Annotated in this window: 9 protein-coding genes; 5 read left to right on the forward strand and 4 right to left on the reverse strand. The window is 54.2% G+C overall.

What is annotated here, in order from left to right:
• Nucleotides 1-27 precede the first annotated feature (27 nt).
• The gene (locus tag AC0QH1_RS26965; RefSeq protein ID WP_324634552.1) at nt 28-1,956 is read right to left on the reverse strand and encodes a HEAT repeat domain-containing protein; all 1,929 of its coding nucleotides are present in this window, start codon (nt 1,954-1,956) and stop codon (nt 28-30) included.
• A 197-nt stretch (nt 1,957-2,153) separates the two neighbouring features.
• On the opposite strand from AC0QH1_RS26965, the gene AC0QH1_RS26970 reads away from it, so the two are divergent.
• From AC0QH1_RS26970 to AC0QH1_RS26990, 5 genes are all read left to right on the forward strand, one after another.
• Nucleotides 2,154-2,885, forward strand: a complete 732-nt coding sequence (locus AC0QH1_RS26970; protein ID WP_324634553.1) for an SIMPL domain-containing protein — start codon at nt 2,154-2,156, stop codon at nt 2,883-2,885.
• A 410-nt stretch (nt 2,886-3,295) separates the two neighbouring features.
• A complete protein-coding gene (locus tag AC0QH1_RS26975; protein ID WP_324634554.1) occupies nt 3,296-8,044 on the forward strand; it encodes a PAS domain S-box protein in 4,749 nt (1,582 codons plus the stop codon).
• A 161-nt stretch (nt 8,045-8,205) separates the two neighbouring features.
• Nucleotides 8,206-8,655, forward strand: a complete 450-nt coding sequence (locus AC0QH1_RS26980) for a response regulator (protein ID WP_324634555.1) — start codon at nt 8,206-8,208, stop codon at nt 8,653-8,655.
• 151 nt (nt 8,656-8,806) lie between these two features.
• Nucleotides 8,807-10,276, forward strand: coding sequence for a sensor histidine kinase (locus AC0QH1_RS26985; RefSeq protein WP_324634556.1), 1,470 nt, complete (start codon nt 8,807-8,809; stop codon nt 10,274-10,276).
• 137 nt (nt 10,277-10,413) lie between these two features.
• A complete protein-coding gene (locus AC0QH1_RS26990; RefSeq protein WP_324634557.1) occupies nt 10,414-12,354 on the forward strand; it encodes an ATP-binding response regulator in 1,941 nt (646 codons plus the stop codon).
• 201 nt (nt 12,355-12,555) lie between these two features.
• On the opposite strand, the gene metK is transcribed toward AC0QH1_RS26990, so the two are convergent.
• The 3 genes from metK to AC0QH1_RS27005 form a co-directional block, all read right to left on the reverse strand.
• Nucleotides 12,556-13,824 carry a methionine adenosyltransferase gene (metK, locus tag AC0QH1_RS26995; RefSeq protein ID WP_324634558.1) on the reverse strand — a complete coding sequence of 423 codons (1,269 nt, stop codon included), beginning with the start codon at nt 13,822-13,824 and terminating at the stop codon, nt 12,556-12,558.
• An 83-nt stretch (nt 13,825-13,907) separates the two neighbouring features.
• Complete coding sequence (locus AC0QH1_RS27000; protein WP_324634559.1) at nt 13,908-14,648, reverse strand: HAD family hydrolase; 741 nt, start codon at nt 14,646-14,648, stop codon at nt 13,908-13,910.
• A 218-nt stretch (nt 14,649-14,866) separates the two neighbouring features.
• The gene (locus AC0QH1_RS27005; RefSeq protein WP_324634560.1) at nt 14,867-15,937 is read right to left on the reverse strand and encodes a 30S ribosomal protein S1; all 1,071 of its coding nucleotides are present in this window, start codon (nt 15,935-15,937) and stop codon (nt 14,867-14,869) included.
• Nucleotides 15,938-16,660 lie beyond the last annotated feature (723 nt).

The following is a 16,660-nucleotide window of genomic DNA, read 5'->3' on the forward strand; positions in this document are numbered from 1 at the left end:
CTACGGGGAGTATGAGGCTATCTTAGCCTAAAAGCGAACGTTGCGCGTGCCGATCGCCTCTAGAGTTTCAATCAATTTGCCATTGCGAGATAGAATTTCATCGGCCAATTCTACAATCCATCGATTCGGTTTAGCTTGGGGTCGAGCTTGCAACACATAATCGAGGGCATCTGGTTCTTTTCCCGGGTCGAGTAACGCGGCACAAAGGACAAACGCCACTGCACAAGAGCGACTAATTCCCGCTTGACAGTGGACGAGCAACGTCCCTTTGCTGGGGTGGATTTCTTCAGAAAAGGCGAGAATTTTGCGGATATCTTCAGCGCTGGCCAAATGACGATCCGGGTCATCATAGGGCGTGTCGATATCGTCGAATTTCAACCGCAATCGCTGGGGAACTGCGGCAAATCCCGGGGGCGGAGAAACCGTGGCACTGCCAATTGAAATTACCCCGCGAATCGATCGCGTTTTTAGGTTGTCTCGCAGATAGTCCCGGGCTTGGGAAAATGAAGTAATATAAAGTTTTGGCAATTGGGGGTGTTTGTTTTCCGATTGTGTGCTATTGTGAAATAATGGAGTTTTTGCGGCAGAATTTAAAATTTGATTTAAAGCATTTTGAGCTATAGCGCGAATTTCGGGGCTTTCGGTGGCAGCGATCGCGGTTTCGAGGGTATCGACGGCGAGGTGAGAGCCGATATGACGCAAGGCATGAATCGCTTGTTGGCACACGGACAGATTTGAATCGGCGATCGCCTCACCTAACGCCCTCACTGCCCGATCGCTGCCGATATGTCCCAACGCGGACACAGCTCGCCAGCGCACGTAAGACTCCCCATCGCAGAGAGCCTGTAACAATCCCCGCACTGCCCGCTGGCTGCCGATTTTACCCAAGGCTTCCGCCGCCCGGGCGCGCACGAAGCGATCGCTATCCTGCAAGCCTCGTAACGCCAGAACCACCGCGCGATCGCTGCCCATGTCGCCCACCACCCGCACCGCTGCACTGCGAATATCTGCATTTTGATGGGCGAGGGCTTGTGCCAATCCAGCCAATGCGCGATCGTCGGCAATTTGCCCCAGTGCCTCACATGCCCTGACCGTCACGTAAACATCGCGATCGTCCAGACAGGGGATCAGCGCCGGCACCGCCGCCGATGCCTTCAGCTTTCCCAGGGCGCGAGCGGCTTTTTCGCGGACGAAATCCTCCTCATCCGTCAGCATTCTCACCAAGTTCTCAATCGCCGCCGACCAGCGTTGTGGCCAATCCTCCCCCAACTCACTCGCACAACGTCCGTCTTTTCCCCACTCTCCCACTCCTGCCACCGCCCGCCAGCGCACCTCAGCATCCGGATGCTGCAATCCTTCCTGCAATGCGGAAAATGCAGCCGCCGATCGCTGTTGTCCCAGCGCCCAAATCGCCCATTCCCGCACCCGAGACTTAGAATGATGTAGGGATTCTTGCAACTGGAACACCGCCGCCGCCGTGTCAATTTGCCCCAATCCCCACGCCGCCCATGCCTGCAAGGGGTCATCCGCCCCTTCCAACAAGCGCTGCAACGACTCTACTGCAGCATCAGAGCCAATCTGGGCGATCGCCCGTACCGCCGAGGCGCACACCGTGGGGTCGCTTTCGCGCACCTGCTGCATCAAATACCGAATCGCCCCATCCGATCGCGTCAACCCGAACAGCCGATTTTTCACGCATTGCGCCACCCCCAAGCGCAAAATCAGCCCCAAACTAGAGCGCACAAACATCGGTTTCAGGGAAGCGATCGCCCTCGCCCCCCAAGTCAAATCCACCTCTAAGGCCAATTTCACCACCCGCAGGGCATCGCTTTCGCGCTGAATGCACGCCAACTGCTGCCCCAGAGTTTCTCGGATTTGCGGTTGGGCCAAATACTCGCGCAGGCGATCGTCGCTCATGCTACTCAGCGGATCGAGAGGAGGCTGTAGTGTAGTCATCTTTTTAAGCAAAGAAAATCAGATGGGGCAACCGGAAACAGCACGGGCACAATCTGGTCGCCCCCGAAAAGTAACGGATGCGATCGCCCTGCTGCCAGAAAGCCGGCCAGATTGCCGAGCATTGTAACCCATCTGCGCTCAATTTTACCGCTGTGTCAACCGACCCAACCCTAACTTTTGTCACCACAATTATAGCTATGAATCGAATTCTACCATCTCGCCCTCGGGTCAATCTCTGGAGTCAACTTACCGCCTTATCCTTAGCCTTGGGGGTGGTGAGCCTCACCGGGGTGCATCCCGTGGTGGCGCAGGAACAGCGCCTCAATACCTTAACCGTTACCGGTCAGGGAGTGGTGAACGTTCCCACCCGGTTGGCCCAGGTGCGCTTGGGGGTAGAAGTGCAAGGCAAAACTGCCGCCGACGCCCAGCAAGACGCCGCCCGCCGATCGCAGGCGGTGGTAGAACTGTTGCGCTCGCGCAACGTAGACCAACTCGAAACCACCGGCATCCGCCTCAACCCCCTCTATTCTCGCCAGGGCGATCGCCGCGTCATCACCGGCTATTCTGCCTCGAATCTGGTCAGCTTTCGCCTGCCCACCGAAGACGCCGGCGCGCTGCTCGATAACGCCGTAAATGCAGGCGCAACCAGGATTGATGGCATTTCCTTCGTTGCCACAGATGCAGCCATTGCCGCCCCCCGCCAGCAAGCCATTCGTGCCGCCACCGATGACGCCCTCACCCAAGCAGATACGGTCCTCGACTCCCTGAATCTCTCCCGCCAGGAAATCGTTAGAATTCAGGTGAATGCGGCGACGCCCACCCCGGAACCCTTCCTGCGAAGCGAAGTTGCAGGTTTGGACCGCGCCACCCCCGTTATCGGCGGCGAACAGCAGATATCCGCCTCCGTGACCTTGGAAGTTCGCTACTAATCGCCAATTTAGCCGATTTGTGCTAAGTTTCTCAGTGGGTTCTAGATATCGAGACGCGCCCCGGCGCGTCTTTTCTATTATCCCGGTTTTTTATCCCCTGCGATCGCTACCTCAGACCCCCATCCCATCGGTAGGGGAAAAATGATAAGATAGAACAAAGCTTGTCCAAAATACCATAAACTTGGCTCTATTGGTTCCCGGCTTTTGTTACCCCAGATCCATCCATTGAGTAGAGTTGGAAAATTAAACCGACTTTTTATTTTAAACGATTGGTAAGAAATTATTAAAACTTTCTTGATTCCCAACCGGATCTAAACTCAACTTGCCATCGACTCGCTACTATGAGGAGCATAGGTGACAAGGATGATTCTGTTGCGTGAATCTGGGTTTTCCTGAAATTAGCGTATGCCATGACTGATTTAACTCAACCCCCACCCATTCCCAAATCCACCAAACTGGTGCGACGATTTCAACGTCTCGGACAGCTTTTTGGCATGGCGGCGATCGCGATAAGTATTGCCGTCTTGCTGGGGTGGATATTCGAGATAGAATGGCTCAAAAGCTTGCTCCCAGGCGTGGTGACGATGAAAGGCAACACCGCCTTGGGGCTATTGTTGGGCGGAATTTCCCTGTGGTTGTCCGGGAGAGACGCGCCCCAGGGTCGCCGGGGAAAGAGTTTCCAGCGGTTCAATTATAGCGCGATCGCCGCGATCGTTCTGTTGGGGGTACTCACCAGCATCGAGTATGGCTTTGGGGTCAATTTGGGTATTGACGAACTGCTGTTTGAAGACAGTCCCCATGCAGTAGATGCCTTAGCCGAGGGGCGCATGGCTCCCAATACGGCGATAAACTTTATCGGCATTGGTTTGGCATTGTTCCTGGCGCGCCGAAGACGAGACCGATGGGCGCAGGGTTTGGCAACCGGGACGTTTTTCATTGCCTTTACTGCATTGCTGGGGCATGTTTACCACATTACCTTATTCTACAGCGTTGGGTCTTACACCGGCATGGCGATTCATACCGCGATCGCCTTTATGCTGCTGTCCCTCGGGGTATGGTTGAACGCACCCGATCGCGGGTGGATGCAGCGCGTCATCGGCGAAAATGCCGGGGGCATCATGTTGAGGCGACTGTTACCCTGGGCCATTCTCATCCCGTCGATATTGGGGGGATTGATTATCGCCTTGTACCGCAATAGCGAGAAAATGGCTTTTGCGATCGCCGTATTGAGCGTGTTAAATGCCGTGGTATTTGCCGGCATCATTTGGCATGTGGCCCGCATTCTCGATGCGATCGACCTGCGACGAGTGCAAGGTATCAAAGCACTGGCAGAAAGTCAGAGGCAATTTAGCGCTATTTTCCACCAAACCTATCAATTTATCGGACTGCTGACTCCCGAGGGAATTGTCCTCGAAGCGAATCAAACCGCCTTGGACTTTGGCGGGATAAAGGCGGGAGAGGTTATCGGGAAACCCTTTTGGGAGGCGCGGTGGTGGACCGGTTCTCCAGAAACTCAGGAGCAATTAAAACAAGCGATCGCCCGCGCTGCAGCCGGCGAATTCTTGCGCTACGAAGTAGAAGTGCGCGGCGCGGGAAACACCCTCACTCCGATTGATTTTTCCCTCAAACCGATCGCCGACAACACCGGGGAAGTGATATTGCTGATTCCAGAAGGACGAGATATCACCCAGCGCAAACAAGCCGAAACCGCCCTCGAGCATCTCGCCGCCGACTTAGACAATCGCGTGCGAGAACGAACCGCCGAGTTAGCCACCGTCAACCAGTCTCTGCGTCGGGAAATCCACGTGCGCGAACGGGCGGAAGCTCTGTTGCTGGGGCAAAATCGGATTTTAGAGGCGATCGCCCAGGATGTACCCCTCCCGGAGATTCTCCACCAACTCACCCTCTCGATCGAATCTCACGCCGAAGACGCCATTTGTGCGATTTTGCAGCTCGATTCCACTCGCACAACCTTGCATTATATCGCCGCTCCTAGTTTGCCAGCCGAGTTTAAAGCCGTGACGCCCAACGGGGTGAAAATCGGGCCGAATGCGGGAAGCTGCGGGAGTGCTGCCTATCGCGGCGAACCGACGATCGCCTGCGATATCGCCACCGATCCGCGCTGGGAACGGTATAAAGATGCCGCCTTGCAATGCGGACTGCGCGCCTGTTGGTCGGTGCCGATTATGTCCAGCCAAAACCAAGCGATCGGCACCGTTGCTCTGTACTATCGTACCCCAAAAAGTCCCAGTGCCGCCGATTGGGAACTCATCCAACGCTCGATTCATCTCGCCGGCATTGCGATCGAATCCAAGCAAGACAAACAAGCGCTAAAAAATAGCGAAGAACGATTTCGCCGCTTCTTCAATCAAGCTCCCTTTCCGGCGATCGTTCATGCCGAAGATGGCGAAAACCTCTACATGAATCAAACCTGGACCGAACTAACCGGGTACCGTCCCGAACAGATTCCCACGGTGGAAGAATGGACCGATCGCGCCTATGGCAACCGCAAAGCTGTGGTTCGAGAAAAGATCGAAAAATTGTACGAACTCGATCGCCGGGTAGATGAAGGCGAATTTATCATCCAAACCAACCGGGGAACCCAGCGAATTTGGAGCTTTTCTTCCGCCCCATTGGGTTCCCTACCCGATGGCAGACGGTTGGTTATTTCGATGGCAAACGATGTGACCCAGCGCAAACATGCCGAACAAAAAATCACCGCCTTAGCCGAAGAGTTAAACGATTTGTATCAAAACGCTCCTTGCGGCTACCATTCTTTAGATAAAAACGGCACCTTCACCCGCATCAACGATACCGAACTCCAGTGGTTGGGATATCAGCGGGAAGAAATTGTGGGCAAACGCAAATTTACTGACGTAATTACCTCGGAAAGTCAGGAAATTTTTTATAAAAACTTCCAGCGGTTTAAACAGCAAGGAGCTGTTAAAGGGCTAGGATTTGAAATGGTTCGCAAAGATGGCACGACCTTTCCGGTGCAGTTAAGCGCCACAGCCATAAAAGATGCCGAAGGAAATTATCTGAGCAGTCGCTCGATAATTGTTGACATTACCCAGCGCAAAAAAGCCCAAAAAGCTTTGCAAAAAAGCGAAATAAAATTTCGCACCGCATTGGATAATATTCCCGATGTCTTCGTGATTTACGATGCCGAAAGACGATTTCAGTTTGTGAATGCAGCCGGGGAAAAATATAGCGGCCAATCAGCAGAAGAACTCATCGGGCGGCGAGACGAAGAAATCTGGCCGCCAGAGGTTACCCAAAGCTATTTACCTACCCTGAAAAAAGCGGTAGAAACCCGCAGCACCCAGACGGTAAATGCTACCATTACTTTGCCCGGAGTTCAGCCATTTTCGATTATTGCCAAATACGTGCCGATGTTGAACGAAGCGGGGGAAATTTATCAAATTTTGGCGGTGACGGTAGACATCAGCGAGAGTATTGCTAAGCAACAAGAACTGGCGAAGCGGGCGAAACAACAAGCAGCGATCGCTCAGTTGGGTCAGATTGCCCTTTCCACTCGAAATCTGGACAGCTTATTTGATGAAATGACCGCGATCGTGGCCGAAAATCTGGATGTAGAGTATGCTAAAATACTGCAACTGCTGCCCGAGGAAAATCTCTTGCTGTTGCGTTCTGGGGTAGGCTGGGACGCTGACGAAATCGGTCGCGCCACCGTAGATGCGACGGAAAATTCCCAAGCCAGCTATACTCTGGGCGTCCGCGAACCGGTGATTGTAGAAGACCTGAACGCCGAAACCCGGTTTACAGGGCCGTCTCTGCTGCTCGATCGCCAAATCGTCAGCGGCATCAGTGTGGTGATTCCCGATCGCACCCGCCTGTTTGGCGTATTGGGCGCACATACCCGGGAAAAACACCGCTTCACCCCAGAAGATGCCAACTTCCTACAAGCGGTCAGCAACCTGCTGGCGACGGCGATCGAGCGGCAAAATGCCGAAGCAGAACGGGAAAGACTGTTCGCCGAATTAGACAAAGAGCGATCGCTCTTTGAAGCGGTACTGCAGCAAATGCCGGCAGGGGTAGGAATTGCCGCCGCCCCCTCGGGCAAACCCATTCTCGCCAATCACCAAGTGGGGCAGATTTTGGGTCATCCTTCCCAGTTCGTTTCCTTATATAGCGAGTATGCCGGATTTCACCTCAACGGCGAACCCTTAGCGCAAGAAGAATGGCCCCTAGCGCGGGCATTATACCACGGAGAAATCGTGCGCGGACAAGAAATTCAATTTTTGCGCCAGGACGGCAGTTATGGGATAATTCAGGCAAATGCAGCACCGATTCGCGATCGCGACGACACCATCATCGCCGCCGTGGTTATCGTCCTCGATATCAGCGATCGCTTCCAAGCCGAAGCCCAAGTGCGCGAACTGAACGCCACCCTAGAACAGCGCGTGCAAGAGCGCACCGCCGAACTCGAAGAGGTCAACGAAGAACTCAAAGCCTTTTCCTACTCCGTTTCTCACGATTTGCGCGCTCCCCTGCGGGCGATGCAGGGGTTTGCCCAAGCGTTGCTCGAAGACTACGGCAATTGCTTCGATGAACTCGGACTCCAATACGCCGAACGCATTGTTAATGCAGCAGAGCGCATGGAAGGTTTGATTGAGGATTTACTCACATACAGCCGATTGAGCCGCGCCGACATCGAACTGCAACGGGTAGACTTGGAGTTAGTTCTCACAGAAATCTGCTCCCTGCTTGAAAGTGAGGTACAGGAGCGACAGGCGCAGATCCAGGTGAAACACCCCCTGCCCACCCTGCGCGGTCATCGCAGCATTCTCGTACAAGTATTGACAAATCTCGTGAGAAATGCAATGATTTTCCAGCCCCCCGGAACCACCGCGCAGGTGCAAATCTGGGCAGAAAATCGCGACGGTTGGATCCGCCTGTGGATTGCCGACAACGGCATCGGCATCGCCCCAGAGCACCAACGCCGGATTTTTCAGGTCTTCGAACGCCTGCATGGTGTGGAAATCTATGCCGGCACCGGCATTGGCTTGGCGATCGTCCGCAAAGGTATGGAGCGTCTCGGAGGTCGCTACGGGGTGGACTCCCAACTGGGCGAGGGCAGCCGATTTTGGATAGAACTGCCCGAGGCGGGGGAGAAAAGCGCGCAGTCTGTCGAATAAACTCAATTGGCGATCGCTCGAGTCCCACTGTAGTGCTACCCTAAGAGATAGAGAGGCTTTAAAATAGCATCTGTACAAAATCAGTCCATTTCATCCCTCCTACCCAAAGTTGCATTTCCGATTTTCCCGCTTCTCCCACTCCCGACCACAGAGGACTCATCATGTTAAACCAAAGCAACTATACGATTTTGCTCGTCGAAGACGACGCCAACGACATCTTGTTGATTCGACGTGCCTTTCGCAAAATTAATGCCATTAACCCCATTCATATCGTCAAAGATGGGGAAGAAGCGATCGCCTACTTGCAGGGGCAAGGGGAATATGGCGATCGCGATACCTACCCCCTGCCCCTGCTGATGCTGCTCGATTTAAAACTTCCGCGCAAATCCGGTCTCGAAGTGCTAGAATGGCTGCGCCAGCAACCCAACCTCAAACGACTGCCAGTGGTGGTGCTCACCGCTTCTCGAGAAAATGCCGATATCAACGTCGCTTACGACATTGGCATCAACTCGTATTTAATCAAACCTCCCAATTTTAAAGCCTTACAAAACATGTTAGGAGACGTGAATAATTACTGGCTGTCGTTAAATCAGCAGCCAATACTAAAATAACGGGCAAATGTCGTTTACCTGGTTTTTTGCCGCCCCGGCGATCGTAGGTTCCACCGCAATGGCAAATCTGGGCGCAAAACCCCTGGATTTTCCTGCCTGCGGGATGGGCGATCGACCACTAGCCACTCTCATCCATTGTTGAAGGATAACCGTGTTTCGCATCCTACTGGTCGATGATAATCCCGACGATCGCCTGTTGATTATTCGCGAACTCCGGCGCGAGTTTTCTCAAATCGAGATCGAACAAGTCATCGATCGCGAAGGTCTCGCCCAAGCCCTCGAGGCAATGAATTTCGATGTAGCGATTACCGATTACCAATTGCGCTGGAGTACCGGCATGGAAGTCCTGCAACAGATCAAACAACGCGATCGCTTTTGCCCGGTGGTCATGTTTACCAATACCGGCAGCCAAGAAATTGCCGTAGAGGCGATGAAATCCGGTCTCGACGACTACATCATCAAATCCCCCAAACACTTTATCCGCCTACCGAGAGCGGTAAAGCTCGCCACAGAACGCGCCGCAACCGAGCGCAAAGCCGAAGCCTTGGAAGTGCGATTGCAATTTTTGCTAGAACGCTTGAACGTCGGGGTATTTCGCGCCACCCTCGAAGGCGAATTACTCGAATGCAACCCCACTTTTTTGCACTTGCTTGGCGTCAGCTCCTTGCCAGAAGCCCGAGAATATGCTACGCCAACTCTAGAATTACCAGCGCAAACCGCTAAAGAGAAAACAGAAAAACGGCAAATCAAGCTCCAGCGCCCGGATGGTAGCTGCATCTGGGTAGAACTGAGCGCCACCACCATCGAAATCAACAATCAAACTGCGATCGAAGGCTTGCTCGAAGAGATTACCCCGCGCAAGCAAGCTGACGACGCCATGCAGCAGCTCAACCAACTCCTGGAGCAACGAGTGCAGGAGCGCACCGCCGAGTTGCAAGAGGTGAATGAAGAACTGAAAGCCTTCGCCTATTCCGCTTCCCACGACTTGCAAGAACCCTTGCGCGGCATTCAGGGATTTAGCCAAGCTTTACTGGAAGATTGCGCCGCACAGGTGGGCGATCGCGGTCGCGAATACATGCACCGGATCGCCAACTCTGCCGATCGCCTGGAAAAAATGATCGGCGATTTGCTCGACTACAGCCGCATCACTCGCTCGGAACTTCCCCGCGAACCGGTAGAACTCGACGCGGTACTCACCGAAGTCCTGCGGCGGATCGAAACCAAACAAGCCGCTCGCCATGCCCAAATTGACCTGCGACGACCCCTCCCCTCGGTGGTGGGGCACTACCCCACTTTAGTCCAGATTATTGGCAATTTACTCACCAATGCCCTCAAATTTGTCCCCCCAGAACCGGTGCCAGAAGTGCGGATTTGGGCCGAGGAACGAGACGGCTGGGTGCGCCTGTGGGTGGCAGATAATGGCATGGGCATCGCGCCAGAAAATCAAACTCGCGTCTTCCGCGTGTTCGAGCGCTTGCATGGGGTGGAAAACTATTCCGGCACCGGCATCGGTTTGGCCCTGGTCCGCAAGGGCGTCGATCGCCTCGGGGGTCGAGTCGGGGTGGACTCCGAGCTAGGTCAAGGCAGCCGATTTTGGATAGAATTGCCCGCAGCCTCATAAAAATGCGCTACCTTTGGTTAAAATCGAAGAGTAACAAACGAGAAACCGTCGGCTCGTCCCATTGGATGGGGGTCGGTTCCTGAGTGAGTGTCACGGGCCTGAAGCTCAACTGCAATCTCAACTGAATTCTCTCTAACATGGTTTTACGCATTCTGCTCGTTGATGATAACCCAGACGATCGCTTTCTCATTGTCCGCGAACTGAAGCGCGAGTTTAAGGCGGTGCAGTTTGAAGAAATTCTCGATCTCGCCCACTTAGAACCGGCCATCGACGCAGGACAGTTCGATTTAGTGGTGAGTGACTATCAACTGCGCTGGAGTACGGGAATTGACGTGTTGCAAGCGGTGAAAGCACGCTACCCGAAAATGCCGGTGGTGATGTTTACCAATAGCGGTAATGAAGAAATTGCCGTGCGGGCGATGAAAGAGGGGTTGGACGATTATGTGGTCAAGTCGCCGAAGCACTATTCCCGCTTGTCGGCGGCGGTGCGATCGGCTTGGGAACGCACCCAAGCCGAACAGCGGGCGGCTACCTTACAAACGGAATTGGAATCGTTACTGAATCGTTTAAATGTGGGGGTGTTTCGCCTCACCCGGGCGGGAAAACTGGTGCAGGGCAATAAAGCGTTTCTCAATTTACTTGGGGTGGAGGATTTGTCCGCCGCACAAGAGCTGCTTTCTCAGCAGTGGTCTTCCGCCATCGGTTCGTTTTTAGAGGAGATAGAAAGCCACGAGAGAGATAATCTCCTGCAGACAGAAGTGGAGATATGCCGAGGGGATGGCAATTCGTTGTGGGTGGAATTAACCAAGACGAAAGCGGTCCGCAATGGGAAAGTGTTTGTGGATGGGTTGATGGATGATATCAGCGATCGCAAACAGGTGGAGCAAGAGCGGCTCGAGGTGCTGCAACGGGAACAAGCAGCACGGGAGGCGGCAGAAAATGCCAACCGGATGAAGGATGAGTTTTTGGCGGTGTTGTCTCACGAGTTGCGATCGCCCCTGAATGCGATTTTGGGTTGGGCGACGATGATGCGCGCCCGCAAGCTCAGTGACGCCAAACGGGCGGCGGCGTTGGAGAGCATCGAGCGCAATGCAAAGTTACAAACGCAGCTTGTGGAGGATTTGCTGGATACCTCGCGGTTGCTTCAGGGGCGCATGCGTCTCAGTGTCGGAGAAATGTCCTTGATTCCCACCATCGAGGCGGCGATCGAAACGGTCCGTTTAGCCGCACAAGCGAAGGACATCGAGTTGCGGGTGGAACTGGATCCGGAAGAAGCTTGGGTGATGGGGGATCCGAATCGCTTGCAGCAAGTGTTCTGGAATTTGGTATCCAATGCGGTGAAGTTTACCGACCCTGGCGGATGGGTGGAGGTGCGACTCGATCGCCTGGAGTCTGAGGCGCGAATTCAGGTGCGCGATAGCGGGCAAGGGATCGATCCGGAGTTTGTGCCTTTCGTGTTCGATCGCTTTCGTCAGGCGAATGCCTCCACCACTCGTTCCTTTGGCGGGCTGGGTCTGGGATTGGCGATCGCCCGTCAGTTGGTGGAAATGCACGGCGGCAGAATTTCGGTAGCCAGTGATGGGGAAGGAGCAGGAACCACGTTTACGGTTTGGTTGCCCCTGCATCAAGGATCGAGCGATCCGGAGGAAGCCTCTGCCAGTGGGGGAGAAGGTGAGGATGCAGATAAGTTTCCCTTGGTCAACCTGCGGGTATTGGTGGTGGATGACGAAATCGATGCCCGGGATTTATTGGCTCTCTTGCTGGAAGAATATGGGGCGCAGGTACGGGCAGTGGGGTCGGTCGCAGAGGCGAAAGCGGAACTCGAGCGCTTCGATCCGATGGTGCTGGTTTGCGATATCGGGATGCCGTTGGAAAATGGGTACGATTTGATCCGCTTTGTGCGAGAAGAGGGAAATCCGATTCCGGCGATCGCCCTCACCGCCTACGCGCGCTTTGAGGATGTGAGCGAAGCACTAGCCGCCGGCTTTCAGGTTCACTTGCCCAAACCCCTGGACGCCGCTCGCTTGGTGGAGGCGATCGCGTCTCTGGCCAACGTTCCTCAAACCGACCCCCCGTAGGGTGCGTGACCCCCGCTCCTCAATCCCTGCAACCGCCACCCAATCCCCGCCAGGGGTCACGCACCACCCCTAGCACTCAAATATACCTCACTAAAGGTAATTGCTATACAAGAAAGCGGCAGCCATTCAAGCTGCCGCCAATATACAAGATTTAAACTATCGGCCTCATCGCCTTATGGGAAAAGCATTAAGCCCATCTTCCTATCCGATCGCAGGAGCAGTAGCCGCCGCAGAACTCGCAGCATCTTTGAGCAACTGAGCCTTATCCGTGGCTTCCCAAGGCAAGTCGAGGTCGGTGCGACCCAAGTGACCGTATGCCGCCACTTCTTGGAAGAAGCGACCGTTGCGTTCTCCGGGCAGACCTCGCAAATTAAACTCTTGGATGATTCCTGCCGGACGCAGTTCGAAATGCTCGTTGACTAATTCTTCTAACTTCTCTTCGTCCACTTTCGCCGTGCCGAAGGTTTCCACCATCATGCTCACCGGGCGAGCCACCCCAATGGCATAACTGAGCTGCACTTCGCACTTATCGGCCAAACCAGCGGCTACAATATTTTTCGCCGCATAGCGAGCAGCATAAGCCGCGCTGCGGTCTACCTTCGTGGGGTCCTTACCGGAGAAGGCACCGCCACCGTGGCGAGAATAGCCGCCATAGGTATCGACGATAATTTTCCGTCCCGTGAGACCGGAGTCCCCTTGGGGGCCACCGATGACGAATTTGCCGGTGGGGTTGACCAAGTAGTGGGTGCGATCGTCCGGCTTCACCTGCAGATCGGTGAAGCAAGGTTCCACCACCGCTGACCACAGATCCTTTTGGATCTTCTCTTGGATGGCTTGGTTATCGGTCAGTTCGCCAATGCTGGGGTCATGTTGGGTGGAAATCAAAATCGTATCGATCGCCACCGGGACGCCATCTTCATAAACCACCGTCACCTGAGTTTTGCCATCGGGACGCAGGTAAGGCAATTGACCGGTTTTGCGAACTGCAGCCAGTCGGCGAGACATGCGATGGGCCAGAGAAATGGGCATCGGCATCAGTTCTGGGGTTTCGTTGCAGGCGAAACCGAACATCAACCCTTGGTCGCCCGCCCCGATCGCGTCGAGTTGTTCTTCGCTGAGTTTGGTGCGGGTTTCTTGCGCTTGGTCCACCCCTTGGGCGATATCTGCAGACTGTTCGTCCAGGGCCACCAGCACGGAGCAGCTATTGGCAGAAAAGCCATTGTCAGCGTCGGTGTAGCCAATTTCGGCAATTTTTTCCCGGGCGAGGTCTACGTAGTTGACTTGCGCTTGGGAGGTGATTTCCCCGGTAATTAAGACTAAGCCGGTGTTGACCACCACTTCAGCGGCGACCCGGCTTTTCGGATCCTGAGCCAGCAGGGCGTCCAGAATTGTGTCGGAAATCTGGTCGCAGACTTTGTCGGGATGTCCTTCGGTAACGGATTCAGATGTGAATAGGTAGCGACGAGGCAAAATGAAGTCCTCCTAAAATGTACGATCGGTTACAATTCTGCGGTGCCTTTTACCATATAGACTTTTGGGTCATCAGGCAAGTCTTAGGGGAAAATTTGGATTTCATCCAGGCTGGCGATCGCCACCTGCGCCCCTTCTAAACGCCTTGCCCCAGCCGGACGCCAGCTAATCCCAATGCATCCAGCCGCACCGGCATTTTTTGCCATTTGCATATCTGCCGGCGAATCTCCCACCATCAAGGTGGCCCCTGGTTTTACACCCAGGGTTTGGCATGCTTGCAAAAAAAGGGAGGGGTCTGGTTTGGATGGTCCAGAATCTACTCCCATTTGTAGTTGAATGTATTTGCCGAGCTGATAATGCTCGACAAATTTTCGCACTCTTTCGGTGCGATCGGCTGAGAGGATGCCCAGTTTGATATCCCCCCGAGCCAAAACTTGTATGGCTTCGAGACAGCCCACAAACAAGGGGGATGGAGTTGGATCTTGTTCGAACAGTTCGTCCGCTTCGGCAAATGCGTCGCGAGCAATGTTGAGGGATTCTAACCATCCGCGACCGGTTTCGGCGATATAGGCGGCGGTGGCAATTTGGTTTTCTTCCCGGCTGCCCACCGCTAATAACCCAGTGGGATCGAGAATGTTTTCATGGATGCCGAATGCCATGAGCAGGGGGTCTCCAGTGCCGGGAATCCGCGCATCTACTATCCGCGATCGCTTTTGTCCTAAGATTCGCAAAAAATCTTCCGAGTCTTCTAATGTGCCGTCTTTGTCGAAAATAATCCCCTGGATATTCTCGAACTTGACCGTGCCACATTGAATGGTTGCCAATGGCTTGTTCTCCACTTACATCACTCTCGCTAAAAGCTGTCGGGCAGACATTTGTTAGTTCGAGGGAGTCTGTCCCCGGAATGGTTGTCCCTTGGGCGGTTGTGGCAAGTGTGGAGAGCAAATCTCCTTTACCTTTTCACCCGCCAGGGAAAATTCCTCACCCCGAACCTTTTCGGCGTCGATCGCCGACAGCTCTTTATCTGCGAATTGGGCGAGACTTATTCTGTCACCGGTGCCGCGTCTTCTTGACTTTCTTCGGATTCGCTCACTGGTTCTTCGCCTTCGGGTTCCACCGCTGCAGGTTCTTCCTCCTCGGTGGGGGTGGGGGCGGGGGTGGGGGCGGCGGCTGCTGCTGCCTGCTGTTCTGCCTCTTGCGGGCTAATGCCTTGTTCTTTGAGGCGCAACTGCTCCCGGAATTTTTCGGCCATTTCTTCGGCGCGATCGTACACCGCATCGCGATTCTTGACCATATCCCCGGGTTCGGGTTCGAGCTGTTTGGTAGACAGAGAAATCCGTCCGCGTTCCGCATCCAGGTCGATGATCATTACCTTCAGTTCGTCGTTCACGTTGAAGACGCTGTGGGGTGTATCGATGTGATCGTGGGAAATTTCCGAAATGTGGAGCAATCCACTGACGCCCCCAATGTCGATAAAGGCACCATAGGGCTTGATGCCGCGCACCGTGCCGATCACCACTTCGCCGACTTCCAGGCGGTTCATCTTGCGTTCCACCAAGGCCCGCCGATGAGACAGAACTAGACGATTGCGGTCTTCGTCCACTTCCAGGAATTTCAGCGGCAGTTCTTCTCCCACCAGCTCTTCTTTCGGTTTGCGGGTGCTGATATGGGACCCCGGAATGAACCCGCGCAAGCCTTCAATCCGGACCAGTGCCCCCCCGCGATTGGTTGCAAACACCTGCGAGCGTACCGTAGCGTCTTCCGCTTGCAACTGCCGAACCCGCTCCCATGCCCGCATGTATTCGATGCGGCGGATGCTCAGGGTAAGCTGCCCGTCCTCATTTTCATCGGTGAGGATGAAAAATTCCCGGGTTTCGTTGGATTGCAAGACTTCTTCGGGGGCGTCAACCCGGTTGATTGACATTTCCTGAATGGGGATGTATGCCGCTGTTTTTGCACCAATGTCAATCAGAGCGCCCCTTGGCTCTAGACTGAATACTGTGCCGGCCACTACATCGCCGGGGCTAAAATGATAGTCATACTTGTCGAGTAGGGCGGCGAAATCTTCGTGAGTAAAGCCAATATCTTTGGCGATTGTGTTCTGATTGACCATGCGTATATTTTCCTGGAACTTGTCTCCGTGTGTTGATTTTTGTGGGTTTTGGCGATGAATTGAGTGCAGATTTTCAGGACTCCGCCCGAGGGCGAGGACTTCAAAATCTCGGTTGACGTTCTCCCGCCTTGGGGGCAGAAGCGTCTTCAGGCGAGTCAGGCGCTCGATCCTGAATTTCTCTGTGGATGCCTGAGAATTCCCCGGCACAACCCGCCGCTTGCCTTATGGCGGGGTGTTATCTCCTCAACCCAGTTGGTTCTGGGAAGGGCGTTTTCGACAGGATGTCGAGGTTTCGCGCTGGGCGCGCGTACCGTTTTTTTATTCTACTCGATGAACTGCGGCTGATGTCGCAGGGAAAGTCTTGCCGGATTGCTCGAATTGCTCTTGCTGTGGGAAAGACTTTCTGTAGCTTTTGTAGAAGTATGTTTATCCTGACTTGTATGGGGTGCAATTCCCCGTTTTTCCTACCAAGGAAGGAGGAAAATTCTCCTTGCTTTCAGGAAATGTTGGATGGCGATCGCTGGCTTTGGATCCTGTGCTGACCCCCTGATTTTTGGACAATTTCCACCTTTCCCAAGAGGTGAAGGGGTTGATTGGTCCCGGTCAGTGGCTCCTTTTTTTGAACTTCGGCGACGAACAGCAGTGTTAATAGCACGGCGGTTGACGAAGAAGCTTGCTTTTAGTTTAGCCGATCGCATTCCAAATTTTTTATTCTAGACCATC

The organism is Phormidium sp. CCY1219 (assembly GCF_055795085.1).